We start from the raw sequence: 17,505 nt of genomic DNA, 5'->3' as shown, positions 1-17,505 counted from the left end.
CCTCTCTTGGCTTTCCTGAGCTGCGGCCCCTGCCTTGCAAAGATCAAAACTTCGGTCGGCCGGCGTTGGTGACTGTCGCTGGCCTGCTCGCCGTGTCGCTCTTCGTCGGCCCCGGACCGTGCTCGTCGGCCGGCTCGGCTGGTTGTACGAAAGGCTGTACAGCTACCGCCCGGCGTCCTCGTCTCGCAGCACTTGGACAGCGGCTATGACGTCCGTGACGGTGCGATCAGGTGGGATGAGTTCCGCCGGCCAGTCCTTCCCTCGGCTGACCCATAGGGTGGCAAGCCCTGCCGCACGGCCACCCTCGACATCAAGCACCGGGCTGTCACCGATCGCCCAGCCCCCGCCCCGCAGATCGAGACCGCACCCACGGGCCGCCGCCTCGAAGATCTCGCGTGCTGGCTTCCGGATGCCCACCTCCCCGGAAACTGCCCAGGCATCGACGCATCGGTCCAGTCCAGTACGCCTGATCTTGCCCAACTGGTTGTCCGCTTGGCCGTTGGTCACGATCGCGAGGGTCCAGCCATCGTCGCGCAGTAGCGTCAGCGCCCCAAGCACTTCCTCGGGGCAACTCACTAGTTCCGGCATCCGGCGTCGGTACTGCCCCCACGTGGTGTCCGCCGATGCCAGACCGAAGCGGTCCGTCACCTCGCCAAAGAACCAGTCGCGGGGCACGGAACCGTCCTGATCCGTAGCGATCAGCCAGGCCAACGCGCCGTCCGGCAGTCCGTGATCGGCGCAGAACTCAACCGCCCAACGCCGGAACGCTTCCGAACGGTCCACGAGCGTGTTGTCGAGATCGAGGAGCGCCAACCGCTGCATGGTCAGCAACCGTACCGGGCGGGTGAAGCCAAGCCTCCTCGTCCCGAATGTCGAGGTGCCGCTCCCCCACCCCGAGCGGTAGGTCGCGCAGGATCCGTGGACCGGGGCGGACTCGACGGAGATCAGCTACCTGTGCCGGACGGACCTCGGCCGGAGCTTCACCCGCGCCTGTCGGCCAGTTTGGCTGTACAGCCAACTTCTGCCCGTCCCGAAGCCCGCACGCAACGGAGTCGTGGCAGTTGCCGCCATAAAGTACCGTCCCAGCGGCAAACTACTGACAGTACGGGGGAACCCTTGACGAATTCCTTCAGTACCCGTCGCATGCTCGCCTGGACCGCTCCCGTGGCGCTGGCGCTGACCGCGCTCGCCCCGGCCCTGCCAGCCCAGGCCGCGCCGAAGCCCACGCCCACCGTCACCACCGGCCCGGTCGACAAGGACCTCAACGGCGACGGGGTGCCCGACCTGGTCGCTGTCGGCGGTCCGGGCACCGGTCTCGGCTCCGGCGTCTGGTCCGGGCTCGGCGTGAAGTCCCGCAAGACCGGCGTCGGCACCGGCCAAGTGCAAACCCCAGCTAGCAACATTGGCCTGCGCGGCACCGGCGTCACCGAATACAACGCCCCGACCGACTTTGACGGTGCCCAGGTCATCACCGGACGCTTCACCGGCGTCGACCGCCAGGACTTCCTGTACTACTTTCCGACCGGAAATTCCGCCGGCGTCGGCGGCGTCATCCGCGGCGCCGGGGACGGCACGATGAACAACCCGGTCAGCGGCAACCAGTTCACAATCGGATACGACAATTTGATCGATGCCAACGGCAACAGCCCTCTGCAGTTGGTGAACGCGTTCCAGGCTGATGGCGTCGACACCGGCATACCGGACCTGCTCGGCATCGCCGGTGACGCCACCAACGGCTACCGGCTCGGCTACCACCCCAACTACTTCGCGCCGGGCCTCTACTACGGCGTCACCGGCCTGACCAACCCCACGCCGACCGGCGGGACCGACTGGCAGAACTGGAGCCTCGCCAGCACCGAGACCGCCTCAGGGATCGCGCTCTTCCTGCGCAACGCCGGCACCGGTGACCTGTACCTGTGGACCGGAGTCACCATGGTCGACAACGGCGACGGCACCGGCACGCTGACCCACACCCAGTACCAGGTGGCGGCGAACTGGAACACCGGCGTCGCAATCACTACGCTGCAGGCCGCCGACATCAACGCCGACGGCACCCCGGACCTGTGGACCGTGCTGCCGAACGGCACCTACCGGGCGTACCTGATCTCCGGCCTGTCCAACAGCGGCACCGCGACGGTCATCGCCACCCGCGCCCAACGGCTTGCCTGACCTCCTGGGCTGCCCATCGGACCTCCCGACTGCAAATCGGAAGGTCGGCGGTTCGGCCCCGCCCCTGGCCACATAGCCTTTCGCCGGGCTAAAGAGATCCCCACCTGCGTTACCGCAGGTGGGGATCTCCTTGTACGCCCTCGCGTCCTATCGGTCGACATTGGCCGTGGTTGACCGCACTTGGCCCGTGATCGTTGCCGCCTATCGCACGTAGATCGCCGCGCTGCTCCAGAGGGCCGGATCGGGAAGGGGTCCTTGGGCGGGCCCGGGCGCTAACGTGCCGCGCAAGGCGCGCGGCCTGTCCGGCCACAGCTCTGGCATCCGAGATTGCGGCGAGGCCGCTCCCGGAAGGAGCGGCCCCGGAGTTCGGCGTTCAACCCGTTCGATCAGTCCAGGCGGCATCGAGGATCACCTGGTACGCGCTGATCCGCACGGGCGACAGCGTCAGTCGCTCGTGGGCGAGCAGCTCACCCGTCTTCGGGTCGAAGATCAGCAGAGACTGCGCGTCGTGTTCACGGTCGTCGAAGGTGACGGCGACCCCGTCCCGACCGGCGCGATCGGTCACCTGTCCCCGCCAGCGGAAGCCGGGCACGTCGGCGAGGACCCGCAGGATCTCCGCTCGGGCCGCACGCGGTATGACGAACTGCGCATAGAGAGTGCTGACTTCCTTGCTCGCGGCGCCCGGCCCGTACTCGACCTTGAGCAGTTCGCGCAGCCGCGACGGGTCGGCCGACGGTGGCGTGAGTTCCATGGGCGGCAGCGGGATCATGGTCGGAGCCGCCGTGGCGCCAACTGCGGGACGCGAGTCCAGGTTGCGTTGCCAGTAGTCGCGGGACTCCTGGTCGGGGTACTGCGGCTCCAACTGTGTGTTGATCTGGCTGCCGGTGCCGTCGGCGGCCTGCCAGACCTTCGTCTCGCCGGCGAAGGCGACCTGGTGACGGCCATCGGCGGAGGTCATCACCGGATCGCCCCACATCTTCGTGTGGTGGTACATGTAGCGCCCGCCGAGGTGGTCGTACTCCGCATCCTTGATCTTGCCCGCCAGCGCGCGCAGTTGCGGGCCAGCCTCCGGCGGGTCCGTATCGAACTGGTACGAGACCGGCACGAGCACCGATCCCGCGGTGCTCCCGGGCCCGCCTGGAACGTCCGGTGAGGGCCTGTCGAACGGCTGGAGAACGGCCACGGCACCGACCGCGACCGCCAGCGTCCCCGCCGTCAGAACCAGCCGGCGGGTCGGGCGTACGCGACGACGCCCGGCGACCATCTCGGTGGTGTCGGCGCGGTCGATCAGCTCGTGTGCCGAGACCAGCGGCGGCGCGACGGCGGCGGTCCGGGCCGGGTCGACCGGGCCGAGGAGGGCACGGGTGCGCTCTGCTCCGAACATCACAGTTCCTCTCGCGTGGTCGCCAACACGGGGCGGCGTCGGGCCTGAGCGTGCCGGTCCGACATCGCTTCGGCGAGGCGGCGGCGGGCGCGATGCAGGCGCACCGCCGCGGTCGCCCGAGTACAGCCAAGAACCTGGGCAGCCTCGGACACCGTCAACTCCTCCCAGCCGATCAGCCGGAGAATCTCCTGATCGAGTTCGCTGAGAAGGGTCAGCGCGGCCCGGACGTCGGCGACCCCGACGGTGGTGTCGGCACCCGACGAGCTGGCGACCCGTGCCAGGTCGGCACCAGTGATGGGCAGGACATCGGGGGCGCCCCGCCGCGACCGCCAGTGGTTCGCAAGGAGCCGCCGGGCCACCCCGTACAGCCAGGGCAGGCTGCGGTCCGGCACCTCGTTGCGACGACGCCAGGCGACGACGAAGACCTCCTGGGCGAGCTCCGCCGACGCGTCGGAGTCCGCGAGTCGGCGCAGGCCATACCTCACGACGTTCGCGTACTCGGCGACGTAGAGGCCGGTGAACCAGCCCTCGTCCCTCTTCTTCGGTGGACCCACCCGAACCCCCATTGCCTCGGCGACTCTCACCCTGGCTTGTGTCACGACAGGCCCGACGATTACCGGCGAGCTTCTCCCAGTCGTTACAAGGAACCCCGGTGACCACGATCGGACGCGGCGGCGTCTACCTCGATAGAGGACAAAGCCGCGCCGCTCCCGACCAGGAGGACGGCCGGACGGGCTGTGAGCGGTGTATGCGACGTACCGGTTTACTGCCCGCCCGGCCACGGGGACGTCGCGTCGCACGGTGAGACCGGTGCTCCGGAGGGCGAGGTGCAATCGAGCGCCTGGCCCGGTCACTGTAATCGTCGCCCGCTGGCAGGTCCCCTACTCCTGTATGGAGCACGGGTTAATCCGATGTGGAGTTTTGTACTAGCCTTCATGCCTGCGTTCGAGCGCCACATTCACGCGGAGCGCTCGATGAGTTACGGGCGACGTCCACGGGCTGAAGGAGCACACCGATGGTTCGAGCCAGATGACTATGGCGATCGGCGATCCTCCGGCTCCGGGCCAGCTCGTCACGGTACGCAACCGGCGGTGGATCGTCGCCGACGTGATCCGTAGCGACGTGACCAGCGGTGATCCGCATGTCTTCACCGGTCTGACGCCACACCTGGCCACCCTGGTCAGCATCGAGGACGACGCCCGCGACGAGGAGTTGCGGGTGGTCTGGGAGCTGGAGCCGGGCCGGCGGGTGCATGACAGCGCGACGCTGCCGGACCCTCGGCACGGGTTCGACGACCCCGGGCAGTTGGACGCGTTCCTGGACGCCGTGCGCTGGGGTGCCATCGCCTCGGCCGACCGGACCGCGTTGCAGGCTCCCTTCCGCTCCGGCATCGAAATCGAGGACTACCAGCTCGACCCGGTGGTCCGGGCGCTGTCGATGCCACGGACAAACTTGTTGATCGCCGATGACGTCGGTCTCGGCAAGACCATCGAGGCCGGGCTGGTGATGCAGGAGCTGATGCTCCGCCACCGGGCCCGCACCATGATGATCGTCTGCCCAGCCGGCCTGACACGGCAGTGGCGCGACGAGATGCGCGACAAGTTCGGCCTCGACTTCCGGATCGTCGACACGGCCCTGCTGCGGGAGTTGCGCCGCACCCGGGGCCTCTACACCAACCCGTGGACGCACTACCCACGGTTGATCGTCAGCGTGGACTGGTTGAAGCGGGAACGGCCGCTGCGGTTGCTCCGCGAGGTGCTGCCGGCGACGCCGCGCTATCCGCGCGCCTTCGACCTGCTGGTGGTGGACGAGGTGCACACCTGCGCGCCGTCCGGCCGGGGGCGGTACGCGGTGGATTCGCACCGCACGAAGGCGATCCGCGCCCTCGCCCCGCACTGCGAGCACCGGCTCTTCCTCTCCGCCACCCCGCACAACGGTTTCACCGAGTCGTTCACGGCGCTGCTGGAGCTCCTCGACGACCAGCGGTTCGCCCGCGGCGTCAAGCCGACCGACGAGCAGTTGGCCCGGGTGATGGTGCGACGGCTCAAGAGCGAGCTGCCGCCCAGGTGGGACGGCTCTCCCCGCTTCCCGGCACGGCACCTGGCCTATCTGGAGGTCGACTACCCGGATGCCGAGAGCCACGCCCACGAGCTGCTCAGCCGGTACGCGGCGAGCCGCCGGGCGAACGCCGACGGTCGGGCCGGCGAGATCGCTGCCGACTTCGTCACCACTCTGCTCAAGCGCCGGCTCTTCTCGTCGCCGAAGGCGTTCGCCGAGACCGTGGAGACCCACCTGGCGACGATGACCGCCCGGGAGCACGCCGCCTCCGGCGAGCCGGCGCGCGGGGCGGAACGGCTGGCCGGCGAGAAGGTCCTGCAACCGGTGATCGACCGGCTGGCCGAGACCGCCGAGGACGATGCCACCTACGGCAGCGCCGAGGCCGACGCCCTGACCGCCGTCCGGCACTACGCGGCCCCGCTGTCGGCCGAGGAGCGAGCGCTCCTCGGTGAGCTGCGCACCTGGGCCCGCTCGGCGCAGGACCGGCCGGACGCCAAACTCGCCGCGTTGCACCGCTGGCTGGATCCGATCGTGCGGCCCGACGGCGAGTGGCAGCCCGAGCGGGTGATCATCTTCACCGAGTACCGCGACACCCAGCGCTGGCTGCACGAGCGGCTCCTCAGCGCCGGCTACCCGCCGGAACGGATCGCCCTGCTCTACGGCGGCCAGGATCCCGACGAGCGCGAGCACGTCAAGAACGTCTTCACGGAGCACCCCGACCTCGACGACGTCCGGGTCCTACTCGCCACCGACGCCGCCAGCGAGGGCATCAACCTGCAACGGCACTGCCACCGGCTGCTGCACTGGGAGATCCCGTGGAACCCCAACCGCCTGGAGCAGCGCAACGGCCGGATCGACCGGCACGGCCAGCGCGCCGCCCGGGTGGAGGTGCTGCACTTCGTGCCCGCCGGCTGGCAGCACGTCGACTACACCACCGGTTCGCTGGAGGACGAGCTGGCGTTCCTGCGGCTGGCGGTGGAGAAGGTCGAGGCCATCCGCACCGATCTGGGCAGCGCGGGTGAGGTGATCGCCGCCCAGGTCGAGCAGAAGATGACCGGCAAGCGGACCGACTGGCAGGTCACCGACGTCGAGATCGACCGGCGGGCGAGCCGCGCCCGGCTTCGGGTGGAACGCGACCTGGCGCGGGACCTGCACCGGCTCACCGAGACGCTGAAGGGCAGCCGGGCGGAGCTGAACCTCACCCCGGGCACCGTGGAACGGGTGGTCCGCACCGGGCTGCGGCTGGCCCACCGCCGCGACCTGATCGACGCGGCGACCCCAGCGGACGCGTCGGGCCCCTGGTTCCGGCTGCCCGAGCTGCCCGGCGCGTGGGCGTCCGCCCGCAACGACGGGCTGCTGCATCCGGTCACTGGCCGGGAACGGCCGATCACCTTCGATCCGGACGCGGCGGCGGGGCGCACGGACGTGGTGCTGCTGCACCTCGGGCACCAACTGGTGCAGATGTGCCTGCGCCTGCTGCGGGCCGAGCTGTGGGCACAGGCCCGGGGTGAGGGCGGGTCCGCCGGCGCGAAGCTCAGCCGGGTCACCGCCCGAGTGGTGCCCGGCGACCTGCTGCGCACTCCGGCGCTCGTCGCGCACGGCCGCGTGGTGGTCACCGGCGCGGAGGGCACCCGGCTGCACGAGGAGATCGTCACCGCCGGTGGCCCGATCGAGGGCGGGAAACTCACCCGGGCCCGCCAGGAGGAACTGGAGGCCCTGCTGGCCGCCGCGACCGACCAGATCCCCGCCGAGCAGGTCCGGCAGAGCCTGACCGAGCTGTGGCCGGCGCTGGCCGGGCCGCTGGGTCGTGCCCTCGGCACCCGCGCCGACCAGCGCGCCCGCAGCCTGCACGGGCTGCTCGCCCGGCGCTGCGAGGAGGAGGTCACCGCGATCGGCGCCGTCCTGACCGAGCTGGAGACCTCGATCCGCAGCAAGCTCGCCGACGAGCCGCACTGGGAGCAGCCGACACTGTTCACCGTCGAGCGCGAGCAGTTGCACGCCGACCGGGACGCGCTGCGCACCCGGCTGCGCGACATCCCGGCGCAGCGCGAACGGGAGAGCGACGCGCTGCGCCGCCGCTACGCCGACCCGACGGCCCGCTGGTTCCCGGCCGCCGTCACCTTCCTGGTCCCCGCCTCCCTGGCCCGAGGTGCCCACTGATGCCCGCCATCCCCCGTCAAATGCGAGGCGCGTCCGGCCGTGCCGGCGCGAGCCGCCGCGCACCTCGGCCGCCCGTGCAGAAGGTCGACGAGCAGCACGCCGAGTGGCTGGGCCTGCTGCGCCCGGAAGGCCCGTTCCTGACGGTGCCGGTGCTCGTCGAGGCGCTGCCGCACGGGCTGGACACCGTGCCGGACGACGCGCGGAACCGGATCCGCCGGGGCTGGGCGGAGGTGCAGGAGGCACCGGACCTGCTCGGCCCGGCCTGGGTCGAGCTGATCCTCGGCGAGCTGCTGGGCTATCCGGCGAGCGCGCGTACCGATGACACGTTCGGGGTCGCCGGCAGCGGCGACTTCCGGCCGGACGCGGTGCTGTCCGGCCCGCAACCCGGCGGCGGCCGGGCCGCCCGGCTGCACGTGCACCGCCTGCCCTTCGACGCTTCGCCCACCGCCGCCCGGGGTGGCCGGCCGTCCCCGGTCGAGCAGGCCGCCCAGGTGTGCCGGGACACCGGCGTGCCGCTGGCGCTGGTGACCAACGGGCAGCACTGGGCGCTGGTACACGCCCGCCGGGGCGAGCCAACGGGGGTGGGTGTCTTCGACGCCGACCTCTGGCTGGAGGAACCGACGCTGCTGCGCGCCTTCGCGACGCTGCTCACCGCGTCCCGGGTGCTCATCCCACCGGCCGGCGCCGACGGGCGCCCGTCGGCCAGCCTCGCTGGCCTGTTCGCGCGCAGCGCGGAGGCGCTCACCCAGATCACCACCACCCTGGGCGACCAGGTCCGCCGGGCGGTGGAGCTCTTCGTCGGCGAGCTGGCCCGGCTGGACCGGGAGTCCGAGGGGCAACTGCTCGGCAAGGTCAGCGACCGGGAGATCTACCAGGGCGCGCTGACCGTGCTGATGCGCCTGGTCTTCCTGCTCTACGCCGAGGAGCAGCGGCTGCTGCCGGTGGCCGACCCGCTCTACGCGCAGGCGTACGCGGCGTCCACGCTGCACGGCCAGCTCGGCGCGGTCCGGGACCTGCATGGCGACGAGGTCGGCGACCGGCGCACCGCCGCCTGGCCCCGGCTGCTCGCCCTCTTCGCCGCCGTGTACGGCGGCTCCGAGCACCCCGACCTGCGCATCCCCGCCCATGGCGGGACCCTGTTCGATCCCGAACGGTTCCCCTGGCTGGTCGACGCGGCGGTCACCGACCGGGTGGTGCACGAGATGCTGGACGCCCTGCTGGTGCTGCGGCACCGCGGCAAAGCCGCCGAGCAGCTCAGCTACTCCAGCCTCGGCGTCGAGCAGCTCGGCCACGTCTACGAGGGTCTGCTGGAGTTCTCCTGCGCCCGGGTGCGGGAGCCGTACGTCGGGCTGCTCGGTAAGCGCGAGCCGGAGCTGCCGCTGGCCGAGCTGGAGGCGGCGGCCGCCCAGGGCGAGGCGGAGCTGCGGGTCTGGCTGGTCGCCCGCTGCGACCTCACCGCCCGGCAGGTGGAGAAGGCCAGGGCCGCGACGCCCGCGCCGCATCAGCTTGCCGCGCTGCATGCGGCCTGCGACAACGACGCCGACCTGACCGATCGGGTACGCCCGTACTGGGGGCTGCTCCGCGCCGACCTGCGCGACCTGCCCACGGTCTTCCCCGCCGGCTCGGTGCTCTTCACCCAGTTCGGCGACCGGCGCAACACCGGCACCCACTACACCCCCCGGGAGCTGGCCGAGGAGGTCGTCCGGCACACCCTCGCGCCGCTCTGCTTCTCCCCCGGCCCCGCCCAGGGCGTCGCCGACGAGGGGGTGTGGCGGGCGAAGAGCGCCGACGAGCTGCTGCGGCTGAAGGTGCTCGACCCGGCGATGGGCTCCGGCGCGTTCCTGGTGGCGGCCTGCCGCTACCTCGCCGAGGTGGTGGTGCGGGCCTGGCAACGCGACGGGCTTCCCGCCGAGCTGTCCGACCTGGCCAACGGCAACCCGGACCAGGAGGACCTGCTGCTCGCCGCCCGCCGCCTCGTCGCCGCCCGCTGCCTCTACGGGGTGGACCGCGACGACATGGCCGTGGAGCTGGCGAAACTCTCGCTGTGGCTGGTGACCCTGGCCAAAGGCAAGCCGTTCGGCTTCCTCGACCACGCGCTGCGCTGCGGCGACTCGCTGGTCGGGATCACCTCCCTCGACCAGCTCACCGCCTTCCACCTCGACCCGGAGGCGGGGCGCTTCCAGCACAGCCGCTTCTTCGGCGACCTGGTCGGCCGGCTGCACCGGACCGTCGACGAGATGACCGCCCTGCGCGAGTCGATCGGCGCGACGGTGGTCGAGGACACCCGGGACGCCGCCGACAAGAACGCCAAGCTCACCGAGGTCGAGCACCTGGGCCGGGACCTGCGGTTGGCCGCCGACGCGGTGGTCGGCGCGGCGCTCTCCACGGCCGTCCGCGTCCAGCGCCGCCCGTGGGACCCGGAGGACGACACCGACGACACCGAGCGGAAGTACGACGACCGCCTGCTCGACATCAGCGACGACGTGCACCGCCTGCTCGACGGGCCGTACGACGCGGAACTGGAGCAGCGAATCGAGATCACCGTCGCCGGCTGGCTACGCGGCTCCCGGCCGGAGCCGATCCGGCCGCTGCACTGGCCGCTGGAGTTCCCCGAGGTGGTCAACCGGGCCGGCTTCGACGCCGTCATCGGCAACCCACCGTTTATTCGCGGTACACGAATCGGGGAAGCCGTCGGGCCAGACGTTCGGGAATACCTGGTCGAGCGAGTCGGCCGGGGCCAGCGAGGCAGCGCTGACATCTGCTCCTATTTCCTATTGCGCAAGTTGAGCATTACCAACAAGGGCCGGGTTGGCATCATTGCCACCAACACGATCGCCCAAGGAAACACTCGCAGAGTCGGCCTTGATCAGGCCGTAGACATGGGCTGGACTATTTATCGGGCGAATAAGTCGCAACCGTGGCCGGGCACCGCCTCACTGGAGGTATCAATGCTCTGGGTCGGCCACACCACCGAGGGAGAAAAGTCGATCCTCGATGGGCAATCAGTAGCGGGCATCACTCCATCGCTAGATCCCCGCACCCGGGTCACCGGCAACCCATACCGCCTGACAGCTAACGCCAGACAAGCATTCCAGGGATCCAACATCCTAGGCAAGGGATTCTTTCTGCGACCGGAACAGGCTCAGGCATTAATCGCCAAAGACCCCCGCAATAAGGATGTCCTCTTTCCGTACCTCAATGGTGACGATCTCAACACATGGCCAGACTGCGCTGCACGTCGATGGGTAATAAATTTCCACAACTGGCCGTTGGAGCGTGCGCAAGAGTACCCCGATTGCTTCACCATCGTCGAACGGGAAGTCAAGCCTTTTCGGGAAAACAACAAGGATCGCAGACGTCGGGAGATTTGGTGGAGATTCACCAGGTCTGCCCCGGAACTGTACTCAGCCATCGAAGGACTCAACCAAGTCCTAGTTATTGCACAAACCAGCCGGACCCAAATTCCCGCACTTGTTGACAGTGGGCAGGTTTACGACCAAAAACTGGTCGTTTTTGCGAAAAACACGCCCGGGGACCTCGCCGTCCGAGCAAGCATCTTCCAGCACGCTTGGACTTTGCGCAACAGCTCAACAATGAAAGCCGATGCAGTGTATACAATCGCTGACTCGTGCGAGAAATTAGCTCTTCCATTTACAATCTCATCCCTCCATAAAGTCGGCGCAGAACTCGATTCATATCGCCGATCAGTCATGCTGGAGCAAGGAGTGGGCTTAACAGCGCTCTATGACTTAATCCACGACAAGCACGTGACTCACACGCACATCCAACGCTTGCGGGATATACACGTCGAGATCGACGAGGAGGTAGCTAAGGCGTACGGCTTCAACCTTGCGCTCAGACACGGGTTCCACAAGACTCGGCAGGGTATCCGGTTCACCATCGAACCCAGCACCCGAGTCGACATGCTGGACTTCCTTCTCCATCTTAATCACCAGCGCCACGAGGAGGAAAAAGCCCGAGGGCTGCATCCTGCCACTGGACACAAGGCGCGGAAGAAGACCAGAACCACCCCGCGCCCCAGATCCGCTAGAGCAGCTGATTCCGTGCCGCCTGCCTTGGACGGTGGCCTGTTCCCCCTTCCAGACGCCCTGTTCTGAACGGTGTCGGATGCCTGACATCGACCCCAGCCGTTCAGATGAATCTAGTTCGGGTTGCCGAGGCGATACCTTGCGTCGGTGACCCGAACATTTGATCTGTGGGGCCAGCGCGGCTGGTGTGCGCAGGAAGTCGCTGGCGAATCGCATTACGCCAAGAACATCCGCGCCCTGTTCGGGCGGGCGTTCGATCCGGACGGCGACAACGAGCTGACCGTGCCAGCTCAGCTCATTCCGGAGCCGACCAACCGATACGATCCGCACGCCGTGAAGGTGCACTGCTCCGGTAAACAGGTCGGCCATCTTCCGAAGGAGCAGGCCCGGGAGTTCTCGCCGGTTCTCACCGCACTGATCGATCAGGGCTGGACGCCTCAGGTGCAGGCCCGGGTCTGGGCACAGGAACGCGAGGACTGGGACGATCCACGTAAGCGGACGTTCTTTGCCTCCGTGCGGATCGACCTCGCCGAGCCGCACATGATCGTGCCGACGAACATGCCACCGTCGGAGCTACACACCGTGCTTCCCGCCGGCCGCTTCATCCAGGTGACCGCGAGGAGAAGCACATGTCGCACCTCGCGTCCCTGATCAGCCCGAGCGGGGAATCCTGGGTGTACGTGACCCTGCACGAGATCGAGGTGCAGCGGGCCCGGTCCACCCGCACCCTCGTCGAGGTCCGGATCAACGGCCTGGCCGCCGGCACCCTGAGCCCGGCCATGTCCACGGAGAATCTGCCGGTGATCGGTCACCTGAGGGACAAGGGTCTGACCACCGCTGCCCGTGCGGTATTGAAGGGCAACCGGGTCAAGGCCGATATCGCGGTCAACCTGGCCAAGGCGAGCGAACTGTCGGACGCCTGGCTGGATTCGCCACCCACCGCCCGGGGCACCAATCCTGCCGAGCGGGCGGAATCGTCAACGAGCCAGGAGATGGCGACGGCAGCGCGGTGGAGGTTCGTCGTGCCCCCGGAGTGGCCGCCGCCTCCGACGGGTTGGGTCCCGCCGCAGGGCTGGCGGCCCGATCCGTCGTGGCCCCCCGCACCGCAGGGGTGGCAGTTCTGGGTCCAGGAGTAAGGCGGGCGGCCGGCTCGCCGCGTCGGCCTTGAGGCCGGCCACGTCGCCTCAGCTCAGGAGCGACCGCCGTCCGTCTTGATGCCGCTGACGAAAGCGTCCCAGGCAGCAGCGTCGAAGCTCAGCACGCCGGCTGCGGGGGCCTTGGAGTCGCGTACGTCGACCTGCGGCCCCCGGTCGCGTACCTCGACGCACTGGCCGTTGCTGCCGGACCGGCTCGACTTGCGCCAGACGTTACGCTCCATGCTCGCTCAGCTCCCTGATGAACTTCATCGATTCGGCCGGCGACATGGCCAGCGTCCTCAGATTGTCGTACGCCGCCGACAGTCGCGCCAGGTCGCGGTTCGACTCAAGGAACAGCTCGCCGGCCAGGGTCTCGATGTAGCCCAGCGGCGGCTCGTCCTGTTCGAAGGTGAGCAGGGCGAAGCCGCTGCTGTCCGCCAGGTGTGCCCCGGCCTCGAAACGCAGCACCTGGATCGTGACGTTGGGCAGCCGGCTCAGCCCGACCAGATGGCCGAGCTGCTCGCGCAGGACGTCGGGGCCGCCGACCTCCGTCCGCACGGACGCCTCGGACAGGATGGCGTGCATCCGCAGCGGTGTCGGCTGCCGGCGCAGCACCTCCTGCCGGGTCATCCGGGCGTCGACCCGCTGCTTGATGCCGTCCGGGTCGGTCTCCCGGCCGATGACGTTGACCTCACGGGCGTACGTCTCGGTCTGAAGTAGACCGGGCACCAGCATCGGCTCGAAGTTCTTGAGCTCCACGGCCTCGGTCTCGTAGGCGATGTAGGTGGCGTACTTGCCGCCGATGCGCTGCCACCACCCGTCCTCGCGCAGGCCACGTGCCTGCTCCAGCAACGACTCCCCCGGCTCCTCGTCGATCTTGAGGCCGTACGCGACCAGCAGCTCCATCACGTCACCGACGCGGGGCCTGATCTCGCCGGACTCGATCCGGCTGATCCGTGACGACGAGCAGCGGACGAGGTCGGCCGCCCCTTCACCGGTCAGCCCTGCGGCTTCCCGGAGCTTGCGCAGCTCCCGACCGAGCCGGCGGGAGCGGGGAGTGGCGGGCATGAATCGAGGCATGTCCTGATTCTGCGCCAACATCACTTGATCGTTTGCCTTCGACTCACATGCGGCGTGTCGACAATCCACGCGTCGAATCTTGCTTCGCATCACTTGATGCGCAACTCTAGTTACTGCAAGCTACTGAACATCACCACACCGTGCACGGCTGGTCCGACCCAAGGTCACTACCGCCAGATCTACTGCGCTGCCCGAAAGCGAGGATCCTCGTGATGTCCGAAGTCGTGTCGATCGTGTTCGGTGGGCTGGTGCCGGGCTTCCTGCTCGGGTTGCTCGCCTTCCGGGTCAAGTCGCGGTGGTGTCCCCGCTGCGGAGAGACCACCGACGCCATCCCACCGGCGGGCCGGGGCCGGTGACCGGGCCAGTTCGACACCGCCGCGACGAGCTGCCGATCGGGCGGCGGATGGCCGAGCTGCGGGCCCGGCGGGGCATGAGTCAGCAGGTCTTCGCCGACCGGATCGGCAAGTCGAAGAGCTGGGTCGACAAGGTCGAACGAGGCGTACGCACCCTCGACCGGCTCTCCGTCATCCAGACCGTCGCCACGGCCCTCGGCGTCACCCCGGCCATCCTGCTCACCGGCAAGACCCACCGCGAACCTGTCACCGACACCGACGCCGCCGTGGAACGCATCCAGGCAGCGCTGGCCCGCCACGACCCACCCGATCCCGATCCCGATCCCGACGCCGACTGCCCGACGACGCGGCAACTCGACGACCAGGCCGGATACGCCTGGACCGCCTACCGCAACGGCAACCACCCGCAGGTCCTACGGACCCTGCCCGACCTGCTCGCCGCCACCCGGCGCACCCGGACGACGGAGGCGGCCACCGTGGACCTGCCCGTCCGCGTCTACCGACTCACCGCCCAGACGCTGGTCAAGCTCGGCAAGCCCCACCTCGCCTGGCTCGCCGCCGACCGCGCCATGACCGCCGCCGCTGGCGACCCGTACCGCACCGGTCTCGCCGCCATCTCCCTCGCCCAGGCACTGCGCGCCCTGCGCCGGGGGCGACTCGCCACGACCGCCGCGCTCACCGCCGTAAACCAGCTCGACCTGACGCCGTCGCGCGCCTTCCTGCCCGACGAACCCGGGCTGACCGGGACCCTGCTCCTCGAAGCCGCCCTCGCCGCCGCCACCCACCGGGACGCCACCGCAGCCCGCGGCCTCACCGAACGCGCCGCCCACCTCGCAGGCGCCCACGACGAGCGACACCACGACCGCGAGGGCAACGCCTTCGGCCCCACCGCCGTCGAACTGGCCCGCGCCCTCGCCGCAACTCGCCTCGGCGACCACCACCATGCCGTCACCATCCATCGGCGGGTCGTCGCCACCCCCGGCTGGCAGCTACTTCCCGCCGAACACCGCGCCGCCCACCTCATCGACATCACCCACACCCACCTCGACCTCGGCGATCCCGCAGCCGCCGGCCGGGCTCTGATCGCCGCCGACCGCATCGCTCCCGCCGAGATCCGCACCCGCCCCGCCGCCAGAGCCGCGCTGACCGCCATCCTCCGCACCGGCCCCGCCCAGGCCGACATCACCCGCCTCGCCACCAGCGTCGGCCTGACCCACCAATGACCCCACGCCGAAGCACCCGGCTCGTCCACGGTCAGTCGCGCCTTGACCCCACCTCGGATCGAACATACGTTCGACACGTGCCGGCCGTCGAGAATCGTCATCAACAAGACCGGCCGGGATGGCCGAGCCAGGACGGCAGGCCAGGGCCTACGATCGTGTCCATGGACACGGCGATGATCGAGCGGGCCGCCCTGGTCGCCCTCCTTCGCCGCCCGCACACGAGTTGGTCCGAGACGGGCCTGGACATCCAGGAGAACGGCAGCGCCAGAGCGGTCCTCGACCGTGCAGTCGGCCGCTCCGACACGCTCTTCCCCGACGCGGAATCGGTCTCCGATCTGATCGACGCCGCCGCCGCCGAGATCGCCGGCTGGCAGGCGGAGGGGATCGGCGTCAACGCCTTCTTCGACGCCACCTACCCGGCTCAACTGCTCGGCGTCCGGGAGATGCCACCGCTGCTGTTCAGCCGAGGCGACCTACGGGTGCGCGACCGGGCGGTGGCCGTCGTCGGCAGCCGCCGGGCAAGCGACGACGGGCTACGGATCGCCAGGGCGGTTGCCACGACCCTGGCGGGGCGCGGGGTGACCGTGGTCAGCGGGCTCGCCAGCGGCATCGACACGGCAGCTCACCTCGCCGCGCTGGAGGCAGGCGGGCGCACCGTGGCGGTTATCGGCACCGGCATCCGCCGGTACTACCCGGCAGAGAACCGACGCCTGCAAGACCATATTGCCGACGTCGGCCTGCTGATCTCCCAGTTCTGGCCCGACGCCCCGCCGAGCCGGCAGAGCTTTCCCATGCGCAACGCCATCATGAGCGGATACGCGGTCGCGACTGTCGTCGTCGAGGCAGGCGAGACCAGCGGCGCACGGATCCAGGCCAGGCTCGCGCTCCAGCACGGGCGCCCCGTCGTCCTCACCAGTCAGGTCATGCGGTGCGGCTGGGCCAGAACCTTCGCCGACAATCCCGGCGTCTACGTCGTCCATGGGACAGCGCAACTGGTGGAAGCCGTCGACGACATCCTCAGCTACCAGCCCACCGATGCCGGCCTGGAGACCTTCCCTGACTTCGCCCTCCACTGACCAGCGCTGGACCATCATCCGCAGGTACGTCGAGGTCCAGCGCGGCTACCTGCGCAACCCGCTACCGGCGCACGCCTGGATCTGTCCCACGTGCCGTGGGGTGCGCGGCGAGGGCTATTCGCTCTGTTTCCGCTGCCAGTCCCACCTGACCCGCTCGAAGGGCCTACTCGCGGACCTGGTGCTACCGATCTCCTACTCTCCGCGCACCGGGCAGCACCATCACAACCTCCGGACGTACAAGGGAACGGCCCGGTCCGAGCAGGCACAGCGGAGCCTGCTCGCCCTCCTGCTGCTCTTCCTGCGCGACCACCTTGACTGCGTGGCGGCCCGCGCCGGCGCGTCGCCGACTCATGTCATCACCGTCCCCAGCACCCGCAACAGCCTCGGCCCACACCCGCTCACCGACCTTGTCGGCGGTCGGCTTCGCCTGCCCTGGATCGTCAGCGCGGTCAATCCCAGCTACGGGTCGGACGACCACGACTTTCACGCCGACTGGTTCTCTCCGGCCCTGCCGCCGTCACCTGAGCCGGTACACGCACTGATCCTCGAAGACACCTGGACGACCGGTGCCCGCGTGCAGTCACTGGCCTACGCCTTGAAAGCCGCAGGTGCCACCACGGTGGCCGCGGTCGTCCTCGGCCGCCATGTGGATCCGACCTACCCTCCGGCAAGGCGGCTGATGGACGCAATCACCAGCCCAGTCTTCGATACCGCTCGCTGCGTCCTTGAAGCCGACTAACGGGCAGCCGTAGACCGTCGAGATCGCCTTGAAGGGCGACACCGAGCGCCCCCACGATGTCATGGGAAAACGCTACGG

General features: G+C 69.4%; 14 protein-coding genes. 9 read left to right on the top strand and 5 right to left on the bottom strand.

Translation table 11 applies throughout. The features are described 5' to 3' along the window. Positions 1–162: 162 nt before the first annotated feature. Positions 163–822 carry an HAD family hydrolase gene (locus ABZ573_RS06030; protein ID WP_358116002.1) on the bottom strand — a complete coding sequence of 220 codons (660 nt, stop codon included), beginning with the start codon at positions 820–822 and terminating at the stop codon, positions 163–165. Between the two features lie 342 nt (positions 823–1,164). On the opposite strand from ABZ573_RS06030, the gene ABZ573_RS06025 reads away from it, so the two are divergent. Continuing rightward, positions 1,165–2,169, top strand: a complete 1,005-nt coding sequence (locus tag ABZ573_RS06025) for a hypothetical protein (RefSeq protein ID WP_358115999.1) — start codon at positions 1,165–1,167, stop codon at positions 2,167–2,169. A gap of 373 nt (positions 2,170–2,542) precedes the next feature. Here the strand turns inward: ABZ573_RS06025 and ABZ573_RS06020 are convergent, their stop codons facing one another. Together ABZ573_RS06020 and ABZ573_RS06015 are read right to left on the bottom strand one after the other, a co-directional pair. Beyond that, positions 2,543–3,553, bottom strand: coding sequence for a CU044_5270 family protein (locus ABZ573_RS06020; protein ID WP_358115996.1), 1,011 nt, complete (start codon positions 3,551–3,553; stop codon positions 2,543–2,545). Further along, positions 3,553–4,107, bottom strand: coding sequence for a sigma-70 family RNA polymerase sigma factor (locus ABZ573_RS06015; RefSeq protein ID WP_358115993.1), 555 nt, complete (start codon positions 4,105–4,107; stop codon positions 3,553–3,555). The genes ABZ573_RS06020 and ABZ573_RS06015 overlap by 1 nt, the downstream gene beginning before the upstream one ends. Before the next feature lie 475 nt (positions 4,108–4,582). Between ABZ573_RS06015 and drmD the strand changes: the two genes are divergently transcribed. The 4 genes from drmD to ABZ573_RS05995 all read left to right on the top strand — a co-directional run bounded on the left by drmD (position 4,583) and on the right by ABZ573_RS05995 (position 12,956). Beyond that, positions 4,583–7,771, top strand: a complete 3,189-nt coding sequence (drmD, locus tag ABZ573_RS06010) for a DISARM system SNF2-like helicase DrmD (RefSeq protein ID WP_358115990.1) — start codon at positions 4,583–4,585, stop codon at positions 7,769–7,771. A 74-nt stretch (positions 7,772–7,845) separates the two neighbouring features. Next, complete coding sequence (locus ABZ573_RS06005; RefSeq protein WP_358115987.1) at positions 7,846–11,889, top strand: DNA methyltransferase; 4,044 nt, start codon at positions 7,846–7,848, stop codon at positions 11,887–11,889. A gap of 78 nt (positions 11,890–11,967) precedes the next feature. After that, the gene (locus ABZ573_RS06000) at positions 11,968–12,471 is read left to right on the top strand and encodes an HIRAN domain-containing protein (protein WP_358115984.1); all 504 of its coding nucleotides are present in this window, start codon (positions 11,968–11,970) and stop codon (positions 12,469–12,471) included. Then, complete coding sequence (locus ABZ573_RS05995; protein ID WP_358115981.1) at positions 12,450–12,956, top strand: hypothetical protein; 507 nt, start codon at positions 12,450–12,452, stop codon at positions 12,954–12,956. The genes ABZ573_RS06000 and ABZ573_RS05995 overlap by 22 nt, the downstream gene beginning before the upstream one ends. A gap of 53 nt (positions 12,957–13,009) precedes the next feature. On the opposite strand, the gene ABZ573_RS05990 is transcribed toward ABZ573_RS05995, so the two are convergent. Then, positions 13,010–13,198: a DUF397 domain-containing protein gene (locus ABZ573_RS05990; protein WP_358115978.1), complete on the bottom strand. Its 189-nt coding sequence runs from the start codon at positions 13,196–13,198 to the stop codon at positions 13,010–13,012. Next, positions 13,188–14,036, bottom strand: coding sequence for a helix-turn-helix transcriptional regulator (locus tag ABZ573_RS05985; RefSeq protein ID WP_358115975.1), 849 nt, complete (start codon positions 14,034–14,036; stop codon positions 13,188–13,190). The genes ABZ573_RS05990 and ABZ573_RS05985 overlap by 11 nt, the downstream gene beginning before the upstream one ends. Before the next feature lie 212 nt (positions 14,037–14,248). Between ABZ573_RS05985 and ABZ573_RS05980 the strand changes: the two genes are divergently transcribed. The 4 genes from ABZ573_RS05980 (at position 14,249) to ABZ573_RS05965 (ending at position 17,427) form a co-directional block, all read left to right on the top strand. After that, positions 14,249–14,392: a hypothetical protein gene (locus ABZ573_RS05980; protein ID WP_250101589.1), complete on the top strand. Its 144-nt coding sequence runs from the start codon at positions 14,249–14,251 to the stop codon at positions 14,390–14,392. Next, positions 14,389–15,612: a helix-turn-helix domain-containing protein gene (locus ABZ573_RS05975; RefSeq protein ID WP_358115971.1), complete on the top strand. Its 1,224-nt coding sequence runs from the start codon at positions 14,389–14,391 to the stop codon at positions 15,610–15,612. The genes ABZ573_RS05980 and ABZ573_RS05975 overlap by 4 nt, the downstream gene beginning before the upstream one ends. A gap of 77 nt (positions 15,613–15,689) precedes the next feature. Then, the gene (locus ABZ573_RS05970; protein WP_358115968.1) at positions 15,690–16,688 is read left to right on the top strand and encodes a DNA-processing protein DprA; all 999 of its coding nucleotides are present in this window, start codon (positions 15,690–15,692) and stop codon (positions 16,686–16,688) included. Then, positions 16,648–17,427: a hypothetical protein gene (locus ABZ573_RS05965; protein WP_358115965.1), complete on the top strand. Its 780-nt coding sequence runs from the start codon at positions 16,648–16,650 to the stop codon at positions 17,425–17,427. Before ABZ573_RS05970 ends, ABZ573_RS05965 begins: the two co-directional genes overlap by 41 nt. The last annotated feature ends 78 nt before the right edge of the window (positions 17,428–17,505 follow it).

This window comes from Micromonospora sp. NPDC007220, from assembly GCF_040634035.1.
Classification (GTDB): Bacteria; Actinomycetota; Actinomycetes; order Mycobacteriales; family Micromonosporaceae; genus Micromonospora; species Micromonospora reichwaldensis.
The sequence above is the reverse complement of the archived record's forward strand: the minus strand, read 5'-3'. Positions and strand labels throughout refer to the sequence as shown.